10 protein-coding genes are annotated in these 14,531 nt (G+C 71.1%); 2 read left to right on the top strand and 8 right to left on the bottom strand.

From position 1 onward, the window contains the following. Positions 1–89: 89 nt before the first annotated feature. Entirely contained in the window at positions 90–2,315 is a 2,226-nt protein-coding gene (locus ACUKCB_RS10335; RefSeq protein WP_473040296.1) for an MMPL family transporter, read from the bottom strand. A 150-nt stretch (positions 2,316–2,465) separates the two neighbouring features. Here ACUKCB_RS10335 and ACUKCB_RS10340 point away from each other — a divergent pair, with 150 nt between their 5' ends. Together ACUKCB_RS10340 and ACUKCB_RS10345 are read left to right on the top strand one after the other, a co-directional pair. Continuing rightward, positions 2,466–3,251 carry a TetR/AcrR family transcriptional regulator gene (locus ACUKCB_RS10340; protein ID WP_473040297.1) on the top strand — a complete coding sequence of 262 codons (786 nt, stop codon included), beginning with the start codon at positions 2,466–2,468 and terminating at the stop codon, positions 3,249–3,251. Between the two features lie 490 nt (positions 3,252–3,741). Beyond that, positions 3,742–4,782 carry a neutral zinc metallopeptidase gene (locus tag ACUKCB_RS10345; protein WP_473040298.1) on the top strand — a complete coding sequence of 347 codons (1,041 nt, stop codon included), beginning with the start codon at positions 3,742–3,744 and terminating at the stop codon, positions 4,780–4,782. Positions 4,783–4,824: 42 nt separating this feature from the next. On the opposite strand, the gene ACUKCB_RS10350 is transcribed toward ACUKCB_RS10345, so the two are convergent. From ACUKCB_RS10350 to ACUKCB_RS10380, 7 genes are all read right to left on the bottom strand, one after another. Further along, complete coding sequence (locus tag ACUKCB_RS10350) at positions 4,825–6,243, bottom strand: FAD-dependent oxidoreductase (protein ID WP_473040299.1); 1,419 nt, start codon at positions 6,241–6,243, stop codon at positions 4,825–4,827. Between the two features lie 64 nt (positions 6,244–6,307). Beyond that, on the bottom strand, positions 6,308–8,236 hold the full coding sequence (gene dxs, locus ACUKCB_RS10355; protein ID WP_473040301.1) for a 1-deoxy-D-xylulose-5-phosphate synthase: 1,929 nt from the start codon (positions 8,234–8,236) through the stop codon (positions 6,308–6,310). A gap of 286 nt (positions 8,237–8,522) precedes the next feature. After that, the gene (locus ACUKCB_RS10360; RefSeq protein WP_473040302.1) at positions 8,523–9,293 is read right to left on the bottom strand and encodes a sulfite exporter TauE/SafE family protein; all 771 of its coding nucleotides are present in this window, start codon (positions 9,291–9,293) and stop codon (positions 8,523–8,525) included. Between the two features lie 39 nt (positions 9,294–9,332). Further along, positions 9,333–10,595: a styrene monooxygenase/indole monooxygenase family protein gene (locus ACUKCB_RS10365; protein WP_473040303.1), complete on the bottom strand. Its 1,263-nt coding sequence runs from the start codon at positions 10,593–10,595 to the stop codon at positions 9,333–9,335. A gap of 518 nt (positions 10,596–11,113) precedes the next feature. Then, a complete protein-coding gene (locus ACUKCB_RS10370) occupies positions 11,114–12,391 on the bottom strand; it encodes a sugar ABC transporter permease (RefSeq protein ID WP_473040304.1) in 1,278 nt (425 codons plus the stop codon). Next, a complete protein-coding gene (locus ACUKCB_RS10375; RefSeq protein WP_191271141.1) occupies positions 12,388–13,188 on the bottom strand; it encodes an ATP-binding cassette domain-containing protein in 801 nt (266 codons plus the stop codon). The genes ACUKCB_RS10370 and ACUKCB_RS10375 overlap by 4 nt, the downstream gene beginning before the upstream one ends. A 113-nt stretch (positions 13,189–13,301) precedes the next feature. Then, positions 13,302–14,447, bottom strand: coding sequence for an ABC transporter substrate-binding protein (locus tag ACUKCB_RS10380; protein WP_473040305.1), 1,146 nt, complete (start codon positions 14,445–14,447; stop codon positions 13,302–13,304). Positions 14,448–14,531 lie beyond the last annotated feature (84 nt).

A 14,531-nucleotide genomic window follows, 5' to 3' on the forward strand; every position in this document is an offset into this window, starting at 1 on the left:
CGATAGTCGACGGCGGCGCGTAGCCCACAGCGCCGTGCCCGGCCCCTCCACGGGACCGGGCACGGGCACGGCGGTCGGCGGTCGGACTCTCAGACGCCCGCGGTGACCCGCTCGCGCTCCTTGTCCCGTCCGGCGGCGGGAAGGGGCTCCTCCTCGTCGCCGCCCTCGGAGATACCGATCCTCTCGTGCAGCCAGCGCAGCGGGCGCGGCAGCCACCAGTTGAGGTCGCCGAGCAGGCGCATGGTGGCGGGCACCATGATCGCCCGGACCAGGGTGGCGTCCACCAGTACGGCGAGGGCGAGCCCGATCCCGATGATCTTCAGGAAGAGCAGGCCCGAGGTACCCATCGCCAGCAGGACCACGCCCAGCAGCAGGGCCGCGCTCGTGATGATCTGCCCGGTGCGCTGCAGCCCCAGGGCCACGGAACGGATGTTGTCCCCGCTGCGCAGGTACTCCTCCCGCACCCGGCTGAGCAGGAACAGCTCGTAGTCCATCGCCAGGCCGAAGGAGACGATCATGATGAGCACCAGGTACGTGGGGTCGATCGTCCCGACCGGGTCGAACCCGAGCAGCCCGGCGAAGTGCCCCTCCTGGAAACCCCAGATCACCACGCCCAGCGAGGCGCCCAGGGACAGCGCGCCCATCAGGACCGCCTTGATCGGCAGCACCACGGAGCCGAACGCGAGGAAGAGCAGGAGCAGGGTGGAGCCGATGATGAAGCCGACCGTCCTGGGCGCCTCGTCGAGGATGGCGTCCAGGTTGTCCAGCTGCATGGCGGCCACACCGCCCACGAGGGCCTCCCTCGCTCCCTCCGGGGCGGGCTCGCCGCGCACGTCACGGACCAGCTCCTGCACCTCGGGGTCGTCGGTTGCCCCCTGGTAGGCCACCTCCACGTGGGCGATACCCTCTCCGGTTCGCAGCAGTTGGGTCCGCACCGAGCCGGGCAGGGCGTCGAGGCGTCCGACGTACTCGTCGAGCGCCTCCTCGGTGCTCTGGCCCAGTACCGCCACGTGCAGCCGCCCGACCTGTCCGGCGGGGAAGTCCTCCCCCATGGCCTCGGTACCGATCCGGCTGGAGGCGTCGGCGGGCAGGTAGCGCTGGTCGGTGGAGCCGAACTGGGTCGCGGCCAGACCCGAGCTGAAGACGGTCAGGACACACACCACCGCGACCAGTGACACGGCGGGGCCGCGCATCACGGTGCGGGCCAGTCTGGCCCAGGCACCCGCGTTCTCATCGAACGCCCCGGTCACGGTCCGGCGCGGCAGGGGGAGCTTGAGCCGGTCGATGCGGCGGCCGACCACCGACATCAGGGCGGGCAGGAAGACCAGGGCCGCGATGAGATCGAAGGTGACCACGGCGATGCCGCCGAAGCCGATGGACTTCAGGATGGGCTGGGGGAAGAACAGCAGGCCGGCGAAGGCGATGCCGACGGTGATACCGGAGAAGGCGACGGTGCGCCCGGCGGTGTCGACCGTGCGGCGGACGGCGTCGGGGACGGGGCGGCCCTTGTTCAGTTCCTCGCGGAAGCGGCTGACCATGAACAGGCCGTAGTCGATCGCCAGCCCCAGGCCCAGGAGGGTGGCCACGTTGATGGCGAACACCGACACCTCGGTGAAGTGGGTGAGGGCACGCAGGACGGTGAGGGAGCCGAGGATGGCCAGACCGCCGACGGCGAGGGGGACCAGGCCGGCGACCAGGCCGCCGAAGATCAGGACCAGGAGGAGGAGCAGGACCGGCAGGGTGATGATCTCGGCGAGGATGATGTCGCTCTCCGCGGTCTCGGAGAGTTCGTTCTCGACCGCGATCGAACCGCCCAGGTGCGTCTCCAGGGGGCCGGACTCCAGGACCCGCGCGGCCTCCTCGAACTGGTGCAGGCGTTCCTCGTGCGTCTGCCCGGTGAGGGTGATCGGCATGTAGGTGGCGTGCCTGTCCTCGGAGACGAGCATTCCGCGCTCGATGTCGTCGAGTTCCTCGTCGAGGTAGAGGTCGTAGTCCGCGATGACGTCCTCGGGCAGGTCGTCGGCGATCCGCTGCATCGCCTTGGCGAAGGTCGGGTTGTCCACCTGCATCTCGTCGCTGCGGTAGACGGCGATGATGTCGATGTCGTCGTGTCCGAGCTCCTCCTGCAGGACGTCCATCGCCCGGGAGGACTCCGAGCCCGGGTCCTCGAACCCGCTCTCGCTGACGTCCGAGAAGACCCCGAGCCCCCACACGACGGACAAGGCGGTGAAGAGTCCGGTGAGGGCCAGGACCCACCATCTTCCCCGGTGGGCGCCGAGCCCCAGTCGGCCGAAGAACCCCGTGTGTGTCGGCATGGGCCGCCCTTTCAAGCGAACAGTCGTCATATTCGTGAACAGCGTTTGCTAACGGTGTTCACTTAAGCGTGCGGGCGTTACGATGTCAATATCGCCAATGGACACAGAGCGCCACGACCCTGGCGCGTGAGACGGGGTGTACCGCAACAGATGACGAAACCGCCGGTCACAAGTGACCACCGGGCCGGGGGCACCCTGAGCCGCCGCGAACGTGTGCGCGAAGCCACACTCGCCGAGATCAAGGAGACGGCCCGCAGACACCTCGTGGAGTTCGGGGTCGCCGGGGTCTCGCTCCGCGCCATCGCGCGGGAGATGGGGATGACCGCCCCTGGCCTGTACCGCTACGTACCGGGCATCGACGCCCTGCTCGTGTCGATCACCGCGGACATGTACGAGGAACTGGCCGACGTGGTCGCCGAGGCCGACGCCAGCATGCCCGAGGAGGACACCGACGGTCGCATCCTCACCTCACTGCGCGCCTTCCGGAACTGGGCGATCAGCCACCAGCCCGAGTTCTCGGTGATGTTCGGGCCGCGCACCCGCCTGGATCCCGACGCCGACATCACCTCCGCCCTGGAGGCGGGGCGCCGGTTCGGGTCCACCTTCTTCACCCTCTTCGACCGCCTGGTGGCCCAGGAGCGCTTCGCACTCCCGAACGACGACGACCTGCCGCTCGCGCTGCGCAGGGAGCTGCGCTCCTTCGCCGACACGGTCGGCTTCTCCTCGCCCAACGTCCCCGAAGGCGCCGTGATGGTGCTCACCACCTGCTGGGTGCGGCTGTACGGGGTGGTGTGCATGGAGGTGTTCCAACACCTGAACTTCGTGGTGGGGGACATGGAACCGCTCTTCGAGTCCGAGCTGCGGAACATGGCGGCGGACCTGGGTGTGCGGTACTCCCCGTTGGAGGAAGCAGGGGGACAGGCAGCCAAAGCCTGACCGTTTAAGCCCCATACTGGAGGTCTGCGGCAGTTGCCGGTTTCGTGGGTACGAACCCGGCATGCCCTACCCGTGTTGGCGCGACGACGAGGACGACCCCGTGGAGAACCGAACCGGCGCTGAGCGGCCCGGGGAGAACGCTCCCCTTCCGGACGGGACCGGCACCCGGCCGCGGCCGGGTGAGCACACGGGCACGTTCGGGCCCGGGGGCCCGCCCCCGTCTCCCGGGGACGGGAGCCCCCAGGCACCGCAGGCCCACCAGGTTCCCCCGCCAGGGCCTCCCGGCCGGGCAGGGGGACCCGCGCCGACCCACTCCGGGGGTCCCGCTCCGGCGTACCCCGCGCCCCCAGCGGGGCCGCGGTGGGACCCCCGACAGGCTCCGGCAGGACCGGGGACCGCCCAGCGCGGGGCGTACCCGCAGGGACCCCGGCCGCAGACCGCCACCCCGCAGGGCCGGCCCGTGCAGGGCCCTCCCGGGCACGGCCGGCCCATGCCGAACCCTCCCGGGCAGAGCCGCCCCGGACAGGGGCACCCCGTGCCGGGGCCGCCACCGCCGGGGGCTCCCCCGTACTGGAACCACCAGCGGTTCCAGCAGTGGCCGCCGCCCCAGCAGTGGGGACCGCACCCCTGGGGGCAGCCCCACCCCTGGCCCCAGCCACCCAGACGCGATCGCGGCCGGGCCGTGCTGGCCGGGGCGTTCACCGCCGCCTCCGTGGCCCTGATGGCTCTGGTGGCCAGTGTGGTCGTCGTGGCGAACACCCCGAGAGAGGACCCCTCCGCCGGCGGCACGGACGTGTCCACCCTCTACGACAACGGCCTGCACGCCCGGCCCGACCCGGCGGAGGTGGACATCGTCGAGCACCCGCTCTACGGCGTCGCCATGCCCGAGGCCGTCGACTGCGACCTGCCCGCCCTGGAGTCGGGTTCCGACGACTCCTGGGAGTCGTTCGCCAACGGGGCAGGGGACTGCCTGACCGAACTCTGGACGCCGGTCATGGACGAACTCGGGCTGGTCCCCGAACCGCCCCGGATGACCGTCACCACCGACTCCCTGGAGACCGATTCCGAGGACTCCTTCACCCTCGCCTACTACGAGAGTGATCGGGGCCTGATCACCGTGGTCCTGCCCAACGTGCGCGAGGTCGACGCCCAACTCCCGGACAACCACCGGGAGGACGTGTGGCTCGCGCTGATGGGCCACGAGTACGCCCACCACGTCCAGGACGCCACCGGCATCCTGAACGTCGCCCACGACCTGCGCCGCACGGCTGGCAGCGAGGCCGCGGAGCTGGACACCCTGCGCCGGACCGAACTCCAGGCCGAGTGCATGGCGGGGGTGGCCCTGCGCGGTCTGACCGACCCCGCAGGGGACTCCCTGGACGTGGTCAACCTGCACTTCAACAGCGGCAGCGGCGACCTGGAGACGCACGGCAGCGCCGCCAACCGGTCCCAGTGGCTGGAGTCGGGCTGGTCCGAGGAGACCCTGGACGGGTGCAACACCTACGGCGCCGACGAGGGCGAGGTGGCCTGACCCGCGCCGGGCGCGCTCCGCGAGGGCCGCGCCCGGCCGGACTCACCTCTCGTCGACGACCTTCCGGTAGGCGTCCCAGTCGCGGAGTTTGACCCGTTCGCCCCTGTCCAGCTCGGCGGCGTGGCCGGCCTCGGCGGCATCGATGCGCAGCCAGTCCCCGTAGTCGCTGTGCGCCACCCCCCGCTCGGCCAGGACCTCCGCCAGGTCGACCGGTTCCGGTACCGCCGCACGCAGCTCCGCGGTGTCCTCCAGCAGGGACCGCACGGTCCCGGCGGCGTCGGACTTGTTGGTGCCGATCACCCCGGTGGCACCCCGCTTGATCCACCCGGCCACGTAGTCGCCGGGCACGGCCCGGCCCCCGGTGTCCAGGACCCGTCCCTCGCGCTGCGGCACCGTGCGCTCCGCCGGGTCGAAGGGAACACCATCCAGGGGCACCCCCGCGTACCCGACCGACCTCAGCACCATCCCGACGTCCAGCACACTGTGCTCCCCGGTCCCCTCCAGGCGGCCGTCGGCGTCCAGGCGGGTGTGCTCGACCCGCAGACCGCTCACCCGCTCCGTACCGAGGATCTCCTCCGGCCTGGTCCAGAAGTGGAGTTCGATCCGGCGGGGGCGGCCCTCGGGGCGGCGCTCGGCCTGTTCCCGCAGCAGCCTGAGGTTGATGCGGGCGGCACGGGAGATCTCGCGCAGTTCGGGGCCGCCGGCCCCCACCGCGGTCGGGTCGATGTCCACCTGGTCCGGGTCCACGACCACGTCCGCCCCGGGCAGGGCCAGCAGGTCGCGTAGTTCCGGTGCGGTGAACCTGGCCTGGAGCGGACCGCGTCGGGCCAGGACGTGGACGGTGCGCACCCGGCTGGCCGCGAGGACCTCCAGTGCCGCCTGCGGGATGTCGGTGTGCCGAAGCTCGTCGGCGGTCTTGGCCAGGATCCGGGCGACGTCGAGGGCGACGTTGCCCGCCCCGACCACCGCGACCTCCTCGGAGTCCAGCACGAACCGCGCCAAGCCGCTGTCGGGGTGGCCGCAGTACCAGTTCACGAAGTCGGTCGCGGCGACGCTGCCCGGCAACTCCTCCCCGGGCACGCCCATGCGCCGGTCGTCGCCGGCGCCGGTCGCGTAGACGACGGCGTGGTGGGAACGGGCCAGGTCCGCGCGGGTCAGGTCGGTACCGAACTCGACCCCGCCGACGAACCTCACGTCGGGATGTTCCAGGACCCTGCGCAGGGCCCGCGCCACCCCCTTGATCCTGGTGTGGTCGGGGGCGACCCCGTAACGGACCAGCCCGTAGGGGGTGGGCAACCGGTCCAGGACATCGACTCGGACGGGCACACGGCTCTGCCGGGTGAGGGCGTCAGCGGTGTAGACCCCGGCTGGGCCGGAGCCGATCACGGCCACCCGGAGCGGGGGCAGCGGCTCCGGGCCGCTTTGCTCGGGGCTCTGGTGCTCGGGTTCGGAAGAGGTCATGAACCCATTCTGGCAGCACCGGAGGTCGTTCCGGCGCTGCCAGAGGGATCGGGCGAGGGGCTGGTCAGGCCGTTTCGTCGGCCAGTTCCTGGGCGGCCCCGACCCCCTCACCGCGGCGGGAGACCGTCTCGGTGAGTTTGCGGGACAGCTCCTGCGGGGTCAGGCCCTGCTGCTGGAGGATCCGGTCGCGCTTGGCGTGGTCCAGGAACTCCTGCTGGATGCCGAAGGTGCGCACGGGCACGTCCACCTCGTGGTCGCGCAGCAGGCGGGCCACGGCGTCGCCGACGGCGCCGGTGCGGCCGTTGTCCTCGACGACCGCGACCACGGAGTGCTCGGCGGCCTCGGCGACCAGCGCCTCGTCCAGCGGCTTGACCCAGCGCGGGTCGACGACCGTGACGCCGATGCCCTGGTCGGCCATCCGGTCGGCCACCTCACAGGCGACCTGGGCCATGGAGCCCACGCCCACGATGAGCAGGTCCTTGGCGTGTCCGCCCTCGGTGGCGTCACGCAGCAGGTCCATGGAGCCGACCTTTCCGATCTCGGTCAGTTCCTCGGCGACGGCGCCCTTGGGGTAGCGGACCACGGTGGGGGCGTCCTCGACGGCCACGGCCTCGCGCAGCAGGGTGCGCAGGCGCTCGGCGTCACGCGGGGCGGCCAGGCGCAGGCCGGGTACCACCTGGAGGATGGACATGTCCCACATGCCGTTGTGGCTGGCGCCGTCGTTCCCGGTGACACCAGCCCGGTCCAGGCAGAACGTGACGCCCTGGCGGTGCAGGGCGGCGTCCATGAGCACCTGGTCGAAACAGCGGTTGAGGAAGGTCGCGTAGACGGCGACCACCGGGTGCAGGCCGCTCATCGCCATGCCGGTGGCGGAGGTGGCGGCGTGCTGCTCGGCGATGCCGACGTCGAAGGTCCGCTCCGGATAGGCGTCGGCGAACTTGTTCAGACCGGTGGGGTGCAGCATCGCGGCGGTGATGGCGACGATGTCCTCGCGCTCGGCTCCCAGCTCCACCATGGTCTCGGCGAAGACCGAGGTCCACTTCTCCACCTTGGGGCCGGGCTTGGCCTTACCGGTGTCGATGTCGAAGGGGCCGGGTGCGTGGAACTGGTCCTCGTCGTGGTTCTCGGCCGGGGCGTAGCCCTTGCCCTTCTGGGTGAGGACGTGGACGATCGCGGGGCCGCCGAAGTCGCGGGCGCGCCGCAGCGCCTTCTCCACGGCGCCTTCGTCGTGCCCGTCGATGGGTCCGAGGTACTTGAGGCCCAGGTCCTCGAACATGATCTGCGGCTGGATGGCGTCCTTGACGCCCTTCTTGAGACCGTGCAGGGCCTCGTAGAGGGGCTGGCCGACCACCGGGGTGCGGTTGAGGGTGCTCTTGGCCAGGTCCAGTGCCTGCTCGTAGCCCGGGGTCATGCGCAGCGAGGCCAGGTGGTCGGCCAGTCCGCCCATGGTGGGCGAGTAGGAGCGGCCATTGTCGTTGACGACGACCACCAGGCGCCGATTCTTCTTCTCCGCGATGTTGTTGAGGGCCTCCCAGGCCATGCCGCCGGTGAGTGCGCCGTCGCCGATGACGGCGACGACGGTCCGGTCGGTGTGGCCCTGCACCTCGTTGGCCTTGGCCATGCCGTCGGCGTAGGACAGGGAGGTGGAGGCGTGGGAGTTCTCGATGAAGTCGTGCTCGGACTCGGCCCTGGACGGGTAACCGGACAGGCCGCCCTCGGACTTGAGGTTGGTGAAGTCGTGGCGGCCGGTGAGGATCTTGTGCGCGTAGGCCTGGTGGCCGGTGTCGAAGAGGATGGGGTCCCTGGGTGAGTCGAAGACCCGGTGCAGCGCGATGCTCAGCTCGACGACGCCGAGGCTGGGGCCGAGGTGTCCTCCGGTCTGGGAGCAGGAGTCGACCAGGAAGTCCCTGATCTCCTGGGCCAGTGCAGGGAGCTGGTCGGCCGGGAGCTTCTTGAGCGCTTCCGGATTGTGTATCGACTCGAACAGTGCCACTGTCTCGTCAGTCCCCTCGTCCAGCGTGTCCGCTTACGTTTGCCGTGCCCGACCCCTGACGTGGGACGGTCCTGGCTACCGGCAGGTATACATACCGAGTTTATGGGCGTTCGTCCACGGGACCTACTCGGAACCCCGCGAAGGCCGCGGATCGACGCGCCCCGGCGGAAGGAGTCCGCCCCCTCTTTCGTCGGGCGGCGCGGCGGGCGTCCTCCGCCACCGGGGTTTCGGCGTAGGTTACTCGCTTTTGGGAGCGCGATTACCGCTGGCCACCCGGCTGCCGAGGTTATCCGAGCACCGCCTGTGTGAGAAGGCCGATCGCGGAGGCGGTCACCACGCACAGCAGCCCGACCCGCAGTCTGACCGGATCGACCCAGCGGCGTGCCCGGCTGCCGAGGAGGAAGCCGAGGCCGACGAAGGGGATCAGGACGATCCCGGTGGCGGCCGTACGGCCGTCGAGCTGGCCGCCGACCGTGAGGGCGAGCAGGGAGAACGCTCCGCCGAAGAGGAAGAAGGCTGCCAGGGTGGCCCGCACCCGTTCGGGGGGCTCGTACTGGTAGAGCAGGGCCATGGGCGGGCCGCCCACCGAGGTGGAGGTGCCCGCGAAGCCGGAGAGGGCGCCCGCCGCGACCAGGGAGGTCGGGGTGATCCGCACCCGGAAGGCCCACACGGACAGGACGACGGCCACGAGCACCATCGCTCCGACGACCGCGGCCAGCGCGCGCGGCTCCAGGACGGCCACGACCCACACGCCCAGCACGGTCCCGGGGACCCGGGCCGGCAGCCCCCAGGCCATGCTGCGCCAGTCGACGTGCCGCCACTCCTGGAGGAGGGTGAGCACCGGGAGGATGATCACGGTGACCAGGAGCGCCCCGGGCATGAGTGTGGGGTCGAGGAAGGAGATGACCGGGGCGGAAACGAGGCCGAGGCCGAGACCGACCATGCTCTGGACGGCGGCCCCGGCGAGGACCGCGGCCGCCGCGACGAGGAGGAGGACCCACGCGTCGATCTGGCCGAACAGGGCGTGGGGCGTGGGTGTGAGGAGATCAGCGAACATGAGGGGAACGACGCTATATCTCCCTGTCTCCGGTAGGGATTAGGAGATGGGGACACGGGATGATTCGGCGGCGGAGCCGCGCACCGCGTCCGCGTACTCCATCGCCCGTTCGGGGTGCAGGAACCAGTCGATGAGTCCGCCGGGCTCGCCGAAGGAGTTGGCGAACCGGTCCGCGGTGGGCTGGTGCCGGTCGGCCAACCGGTACAGCTCCCACACGTGGCCGGGCCCGGACAGCATGACCCTGCTCCACGCGGTGACCTGGCGGGCGTGACGCCAGTAGGCGGAGAAGGCCGAACGCATGAAGTTCTCGTCGAAGGGGCGCGCGCCGTGGTCGACGATGGCGCGACGGTACACGTCGGCGCAGAGCGAGGCCATGTTGGCGCCCTGGGCGGTGATGGGGTCGTTGCTGACCACGGAGTCGGCCATGCCCAGGACCGGGGTGCCGCCGGCCGGCCGCGCGACGGGCTCGCGCACCGTGGGCGTGTAACCGCCGCGCAGGGCCGCCATGGGGTCGGCCGGTCGTGCGCGGGCGAAGCGCTCGTGGTCCCAGGGGGCGTGGGCGCGCAGGACGTCGAGCAGCCCCGCCAGGACGTCCTCGGCGCTCTCCTCTCGCCCCAGGGGCCGGTCGAGGGGGCCGCCCGGCACCGCCTCGACCATCACGGCCTGGCAGGCGCCGGCGAGGGAGAGGGTGGGCAGGGTGATCAGCTCCCCCGCCCCGGGGATCGCGGTACGCCCCAGGACACCGCCCGCGGGGTGCGGTTCGGCGCCGGTGACGTAGGCCAGCGACAGAACGCGCTGAGGCTTCGTGAAGGGTGATCTGCGCTCGTTCCGGGGAAAGAGTTCGGCGAGCTCCCCGCGCCCCGCCGCGACGATGGTCAGGTCGTGCTCCGCGCCCAGATCCTCCAGTTCCGGCGCACTCACCCGACGGCGGACGAAACGGCCGCCGCTCCGGGCGAAGAGCTCCATCCAGGCGGCCAACTTCAGGCGTTGGTCCACCGACTGGGCGGGCTCGTCCAGGTGTCCGACCCAGTCCGCCTCCGGGTCCGCTCCCCCGGACCGTCCGGCCACGCGGACCCCCACCCCGGTGATCTCCGGGGCCCGACCGTCCCAGAAGGCCAGACCGTGGCGGCGTTCCCGGCGCAGGGCCGGGCCGAACAGGCACTGGGTGGACATCACACGTCCGGCACGGATCTCTTCCGGTCCCTGGGGCGCGATCAGGGTGACGTCGTAGTCCTCCGCGAGCAGACCGAGGGCGAGCTGGAGCCCGGACTGTCCGGCACCGACGATGAGGATCTTGCGCATGGTTCTCCTGGCGGCGCACCCGGGCACGGCGGGCCGCGGGCGCTGGGTATGGCTTGACCCGGCGAAGCTAACAGGGCTCCGAAGGACACGGATTCCGCCCCTGACCTTGGGACCTTCGTCCCCGACGGGGCGGGACCAACGGATCCGCCGTCCCAGGGTGAGCCGGCTCATGGCGAGCGCTCGGGCCCTCGCTCGCGGCGCCGCGCTCCCGGAGCCCTCCGCGCAGGTCAGCACGCGGACACTGGCCCGGGACTGCCCGGCGGGGACGGTCGCGGCCGGGTGCGGCCCGGACTCGGCCCGTCCGGCGGCGCACCCGGGGAACGGCGGTCCCGGCCGCGGCCACGAGAGCGACACAACTCACAGTCCCCTCCCCCGGACCCCGGCCCCGGGCGCCGCCGACCCGGGCCGGGGCCGCACACACCAGGGCCCGGGCCGGTGGGAGTGGAACCGGCCCGGGCCCTACGGCGGTCCGGGGTCGACCGCCGTGTTCCTCCGGGAGAGGGACGGGGAGGCGGCGGCTACGCGCCGCCCCTGGCGTGGGTCTTGCGGCCGCGACGGGAGATCGCGTCGAGGATGACCGCGATCAGCAGGACCGCCGCCGTGATCATGAAGCGCACGGAGGTGTCCATCTGCAGCAGCAGCAGACCCGAGGTGATGGCGCCCAGCACCAGGCCGCCCAGCAGGGCGGAGTAGGCGTTGCCGCGTCCGCCGAACAGGCTGGTGCCGCCGATGACCGCGGCCGCGATGGCCATCATCAGCTCGGCGCCGCCACCGGTGGAGACGCTCGCCGCGAAGTTGCGGGACACGAGCATGACGCCACCGAGCGCCGCGAGGGTGGAGGCGATACCGAAGACGGAGATCCGGATCAGGTCCACGTTGATACCGGCCCGGCGGGCGGCCTCGGAGCTGCCGCCCACGGCGTAGACCATGCGGCCGTAGCGGGTCTTGCGCAGCACCAGGTCCAGCACGACCACGAAGCCCACGAAGATCAGGAAGGCGAGCGGCACGCCCTTGTACTGGTTGAGGATCCACACACCGCCGGCCAGCGGCAGGGCCAGCAGACCGGCCCGGAAGAGGACCTCGACCAGCGACTTGTGCGGCAGGCCCGCGCCGCTCCTCTTGCGCTCGACCGTCAGCACCGACACCAGGTAGAGGGCCAGGGTCAGCAGTACCAGGGCCCAGCCCACCACCGGGACGAAGTAGGTCTGGGTGAGCATCGCGATCGGCCCGGTGGAACTGGTGTTGATGCTCCCGTCGCTGCCCATCAGGTTCAGGTGTACGCCCTGCCAGCCGAGCAGACCGGCGAGGGTGACCACGAAGGCCGGTACGCCCATCTTGGCGAAGATGAACCCGTGGATCAGGCCCACCAGAAGGCCGACGCCCACCGCGGCGGCGATGGCGACCCACTCGGAGATCCCGTACCGGACCGCGAGTACCGCCACGACCCCGGCAGCCAGACCGGACACCGATCCGACGGACAGGTCGATCTCACCGAGCAGCAGGACCATGATCACGCCGGTGGTCATGAGGCCGACGGCGGCGATCTGGACGGTCAGGTTCGACAGGTTCTGCGGTGACAGGAACCGGTCGTTCATGGACTGGAAGACGAGGCCGATCAGCAGGAGGCCGACGATCACCGGCAACGGGCCCAGTTCGCCGCCCCTGATGTTGCGGCGCAGCGCCTGAAGCCATCCGCTGGGCGAGGCGACGGTGGTCAAAAGGCGCGGGTCGCGTCGGTTACCGTCCTGCGGCTGGGCCCCGTCGACGCTGTTGGGGACGTGTGTCTGCTGGCTCATTCCTTGTCCTTCGTGGCCGTGGCCGATGAGCCGGTACGGGTGGAACGGCGGGTCACCGGGTTGTCCGCGGCACCGGTGATGGCGGCCACGATCTCCTCGTAACTGGTCTCCGCGATGGGGAAGTCCCCGGCGGTGCGGCCCAGGCGGAGCACGACCGCCCGGTCGGCGACCGCACGCACGTCGGCCATGTTGTGGCTGATCAGGACGACGCCCAGTCCCTGGTCGCGCAGCCGTTCGATGAGGTCCAGGACCTGTGCGGTCTGTGCCACGCCCAGCGCCGCGGTCGGCTCGTCGAGCATGACCACCCGGGGCTGGCCCAGCAGGGAGCGGGCGATGGCGATGATCTGGCGCTGGCCGCCGGACAGGGACGCGACGGGGACCCGCAGGCTGGGGATGCTCACCGACAGCGAGTCGAGGAGTTCCACGGCCCGGCGCTCCATCTCGACCTCGTCGAGGGTGCCGGGGAAGTGGAGGCGCTCGTTGCCCAGGAAGAGGTTGCCGACGATGTCCAGGTTGTCGCACAGGGCGAGGTCCTGGTAGATGGTGGCGATGCCGAGGCGCTGGGCGTCGGACGGCGCTCCGATGGTGACCGGGTCACCGTCCCAGGAGATGACGCCGCCGCTGTCCGCGGGGTGGGCGCCGGCGATGACCTTGACGAGGGTCGACTTGCCCGCGCCGTTGTCACCGAGCAGGGCGACGACCTCGCCGGGGTCGACGTGGAAGTCGACCTCGCTGAGCGCCTTCACGGCCCCGAAGGTCTTGGAGATCCCGGAGAGTTCCAGGACGGGTGTGCTCATGTGCTTGTTTCTCTTTCTCGCCCCGGCGGGACGGGTCCGGTTGCTCCGTCCCAGGTGGGGCGTCGCACCCGGGCCGCCCCGACCGTGCGGGGCGGCCCGGGCACCGGACCTGGTTAGAGGGCTTCCTGGCAGAATTCGAAGTCGGCGTAGTCTTCGGTGCAGATCTCCTCGATGGTGTAGAAACCGTCGGAGACGACCGTGTCGCCGATGTTCTCCTCGGTGACCGCGACGGGGTCGAGCAGTACGGCGCTGACCGACTCGCCGTCGGCGTCCTCGACCTCGGTGAGGGTGTGCTCACCGGCTTCGAAGTCCTCGCCGGTGGCGAGGGAGACGGCCATGGCGGCGGCGACCTGGGCCTCGGGGCGGATGGCCTTGTAGACGGTCATGTACTGCTCGCCGGAGACGATCCGCTGGATGCCGTGGAGCTCGGCGTCCTGACCGGTGACCGGGGGAAGCTCGTCCGCCGGGACACCGGCGCTGCGCAGGGCGGAGATGATGCCCGCCGCCATGCCGTCGTTGGCCGAGTACACGCCGATGATCTCGTCCAGGCCGAGGGAGGTGATGGCGCCCTCCATCTGGCTGTTGGCCTCGTCCGGCGACCAGTCGGGGGTGTCGAACTCCTGGCCGATCTCGACCTGGCCCTCGAAGATCTCGTGGGCTCCGGCCTTGAAGTCACCGGCGTTGGGGTCGGTCGGGGAACCGTTGATCATGACGATCTGGCCGTCGCCCGCGGTGCCCTCCTTTTCGAGGGCGCCCAGGAGCGCCTCGGCCTGGACCTGGCCGACCCGGAAGTTGTCGAAGGAGACGTACATGTCCACGCCGCCCTGGGCGAGGCGGTCGTAGGCCACGACGGGCACGCCCTGGCTGCTCGCCTCGTTGACGGTGCCGGCGGCGGCCTCGGAGTCGACCGCGCCGAGCACGAGCACGTCGACCCCGTCGGTCAGCATCGCCTGGGCCTGGGTCTGCTGCTCGTCGACGTCCTGGTCGGCGTTGGCGTAGGAGAGCTCGCAGTTGGGGCAGAGGTTCTCCAGCGCCTCCTCGAAGTAGGGACGGTCGAAGGCCTCGTAACGGGCCGTCTGGAGTTCGGGGAGGAGGAGTCCGACGTGGAAACCCTCCTCGATGCTGTGCGTCTCGACCTCTTCGTCCGAGCCGCTCGTGGTGAGCGAGCCGCAGGCGCTGGTGAACAGGGCCAATGCGGCGCCGGCGGCGGCGATACCGAAGACGGTTGAACGTCGGGAGTGGGGGCGTCTTGTGCTCAACGCGGGGGACCTCTCTTGCGGAACCGGTGCGGGTGAGAACTCGCGATTGATGATGTGAAGTAGAACCCCGAGGCCACCTTGCCG

Source organism: Nocardiopsis moroccensis (genome assembly GCF_055763695.1).

Coding starts and splice junctions, on each gene's coding strand:
- ACUKCB_RS10365 (WP_473040303.1), bottom strand. CDS start 10,595: ATGCGCAAGATCCTCATCGTCGGTGCCGGACAGTCCGGGCTCCAGCTC.
- ACUKCB_RS10350 (WP_473040299.1), bottom strand. CDS start 6,243: ATGACCTCTTCCGAACCCGAGCACCAGAGCCCCGAGCAAAGCGGCCCG.
- ACUKCB_RS10375 (WP_191271141.1), bottom strand. CDS start 13,188: ATGAGCACACCCGTCCTGGAACTCTCCGGGATCTCCAAGACCTTCGGG.
- ACUKCB_RS10370 (WP_473040304.1), bottom strand. CDS start 12,391: ATGAGCCAGCAGACACACGTCCCCAACAGCGTCGACGGGGCCCAGCCG.
- ACUKCB_RS10360 (WP_473040302.1), bottom strand. CDS start 9,293: ATGTTCGCTGATCTCCTCACACCCACGCCCCACGCCCTGTTCGGCCAG.
- ACUKCB_RS10335 (WP_473040296.1), bottom strand. CDS start 2,315: ATGCCGACACACACGGGGTTCTTCGGCCGACTGGGGCTCGGCGCCCAC.
- ACUKCB_RS10340 (WP_473040297.1), top strand. CDS start 2,466: ATGACGAAACCGCCGGTCACAAGTGACCACCGGGCCGGGGGCACCCTG.
- ACUKCB_RS10345 (WP_473040298.1), top strand. CDS start 3,742: ATGCCGAACCCTCCCGGGCAGAGCCGCCCCGGACAGGGGCACCCCGTG.